2 protein-coding genes are annotated in these 2,715 nt (G+C 46.8%); both read left to right on the top strand.

Annotation, left to right across the window (positions count from 1 at the left end):
• Window positions 1–1,283, top strand: a 1,283-nt coding sequence (locus tag QUA16_RS07550; RefSeq protein ID WP_333181083.1) for an adenylate/guanylate cyclase domain-containing protein, incomplete at its 5' end; no start/stop codon positions are given.
• A gap of 151 nt (window positions 1,284–1,434) precedes the next feature.
• Window positions 1,435–2,577 carry a hybrid sensor histidine kinase/response regulator gene (locus tag QUA16_RS07545; RefSeq protein WP_333102561.1) on the top strand — a complete coding sequence of 381 codons (1,143 nt, stop codon included), beginning with the start codon at window positions 1,435–1,437 and terminating at the stop codon, window positions 2,575–2,577.
• Window positions 2,578–2,715 lie beyond the last annotated feature (138 nt).

Genomic DNA, 2,715 nt, shown 5'->3' with positions numbered 1-2,715 from the left:
AAGAAGAAGAAGAAGAAGAAGAAGAAGAAGAAGAAGAAGAAGAAGAAGAAGAAGAAGAAGAAGAAGAAGAAGAAGAAGAAGAAGAAGAAGAAGAAGAAGAAGAAGAAGAAGAAAGTTATATTTTGGCCGTGCCCGATCGCACTGACCCTAATTTATATTACGCTTGGGGCGAAAACCGCGCGTGGACTGAGGAAGTAGCGCTGGCAGAATTAGCTAATGCCCAATCTCTATTTGCGCTGCGAAATTCTGCCCTGTATCACCCTTATTGTCCGCTGCCCATCCCCGCCTCTCGAATTAAAGTAATTGAACGTAGTTTGAATTTGACTGTCAACCCGCTGATCAATCCAGAGGGCGGCGTGCGCGGCGGTTTAGTTGTACTCGAAGACATCAGCCGCGAAAAGCGGATGAAAAATACGATGTACCGCTACCTGACTCCTGGAGTCGTAGATAAAGTGATGGCCTTGGGTGAAGGCGCCCTGATGGTGGGCGAACGCAAAGAAGTGACTATTTTATTTTCCGACATTCGCGGTTACACCACGCTGACCGAAAATTTGGGAGCGTCGGATGTGGTATCCCTGCTAAACGAATATTTTGAGACGATGGTGGAGGCCGTTATCCACTATGAAGGCATTTTAGACAAGTTTATCGGCGATGCTTTAATGGCAGTTTTCGGCGCGCCCCTGCCGCTGAATCCCCCGGAAAGTCACGGTTGGATGGCGGTTCAGTCGGCTTTAGATATGCGCCGCCGTTTGAAAGAGTTTAATGATTCTCGCCCCGGTGCAGATCCGTTTCGCTTCGGAATTGGGATTAGTTCGGGAGAGGTGGTTTCGGGAAATATTGGTTCCCAAAAGCGAATGGATTACACGGTAATTGGGGATGCGGTGAATTTGAGTTCGCGATTGGAACAGCTTACAAAGGAGTACGGGTGCGATATAATTTTGAGCGAATTTACATACAATTTGTGCCGCGAAGGGATTTGGGTGCGAGAGTTAGACAAGGTGCGGGTTAAGGGCAAAAATCAGCCAGTTGGTATTTACGAGTTGCTGCAAAATAGTTCTGAACCCATTGATGGGGAAACCGTTCGATTTTTGGAACTTTACAGTAACGGTAGGGAGGCTTATATTGCTAGAAATTTTCAGAAAGCTATTAGTTATTTTGAAGCGGCTTTAGCAATGCGACCGAGCGATCGACCTGTGGAAGTTCACCTCGATCGATCCCTGAGCTATTTGGAAGTACCCCCACCCGATGATTGGGACGGGGTGCATACGATGACAACCAAGTAGTAAATTATATTACATCCGAGTGTTCAAAAGTACAAAGATTTGATAAAGCTGTGAGATATTCCTTATGACAGAGTTAACAAGTGTAAAAATGTGAAAACATAAATCGGATGGCATATTAAAGTTTAGTATTTATTTCCAGGCTAGCAATTAAATGAGTTATTTATCTGTTCCGAATGCCACAAAAGCCGATCGGATTCTGGTGGTAGACGACGCACCAGATAACGTTTTATTGGTGCAGACAATCCTAGAAGAAGAAGGTTACGAAATTAGCACGGCGGAAAACGGCTTTTCTGCCTTGAGTCAAATTGACAAGGCAGCCCCGGATTTGGTACTGCTAGACGTGATGATGCCGGGAATGGATGGCTACGAAGTCACTAAACGAATCCGAGAAAATAAGGAATTGCCCTTTATGCCGATTTTGCTGATCACGGCTCACGACAGTGCGAGCGTAGTGCAGGGATTGGACATGGGAGCAGACGATTTCATCCGCAAACCAGTCGAAATGGACGAACTGCTGGCGAGGGTTAGATCGCTCCTGCGGCTAAAACACAGCGTAGACGAGCGTAATTCGATCGCCCTCCAGCGCGAAGATTTTGTCTCCCGACTCGCTCACGACTTGCGAACACCCCTGGTAGCAGCAGATCGAATGCTAAGTTTAATGCAGCAGGGAGCTTTGGGAGAAATTTCGCATGAGATGCGCGACGCTTTCGGGACGATGGTTCGCAGCAACAAAAACCTGATCGCGCTGGTAAATATGCTGCTGGAAGTCTACCGCTACGAAGCAGGCCGCAAATCCCTAAGTTTCGCTGCCGTGGACTTGCGCCAGCTTATTACTGAGGTAGCTGAAGAACTCGCTCCCTTAGCCGATGCTAAAGGTTTGTCGATAAATTTAGACTTGACAGAAAGTGCAGAAAGTGCACCGATTGCGAAGTATCCGGGCGATCGTCTGGAACTGCACCGCTTGCTAACTAATTTAATCGGAAATGCGATTAAATTCACCGACAACGGCTCAATAGATGTCAGCTTAAAAGCTGCCAATTCACCTGCTTATACGAGCTTCGGAAACCAACCGCTGGCATGGGTAATCATAGAAATCCAAGACACGGGTGCCGGCATTTCGCCCGCAGCACAAACGAAGTTATTTGAAAGGTTTGGGCCGGGAACTCACTTGAAGTCGGGTACTGGTTTGGGACTACACCTCTGCCGCCAAATAGTCGAAGCTCACCGCGGCACGATCGACGTAAAATCAGACTTGGGCAAAGGCAGTTTGTTTAGTATTCGCTTGCCTTGTTAGATCGGTATAAATAACTCTAACTTTGGGGTGCGAAAAGCGAACATTACTACAGCCCACATTCCGCACTTCAATAGCACTACATAGTATAGTACATTGCTACGCTGGAATGAATAAGCAAAAATACTTAGGAAATTTGAG

The sequence above is a fragment of the Microcoleus sp. S13_C3 genome (genome assembly GCF_036700905.1).
Classification (GTDB): Bacteria; Cyanobacteriota; Cyanobacteriia; order Cyanobacteriales; family Microcoleaceae; genus Microcoleus.
Note: the sequence above shows the minus strand (reverse complement) of the source record. Positions and strands in the feature narration are given on the sequence as shown.

Coding starts and splice junctions, on each gene's coding strand:
- QUA16_RS07545 (WP_333102561.1), top strand. CDS start 1,435: ATGAGTTATTTATCTGTTCCGAATGCCACAAAAGCCGATCGGATTCTG.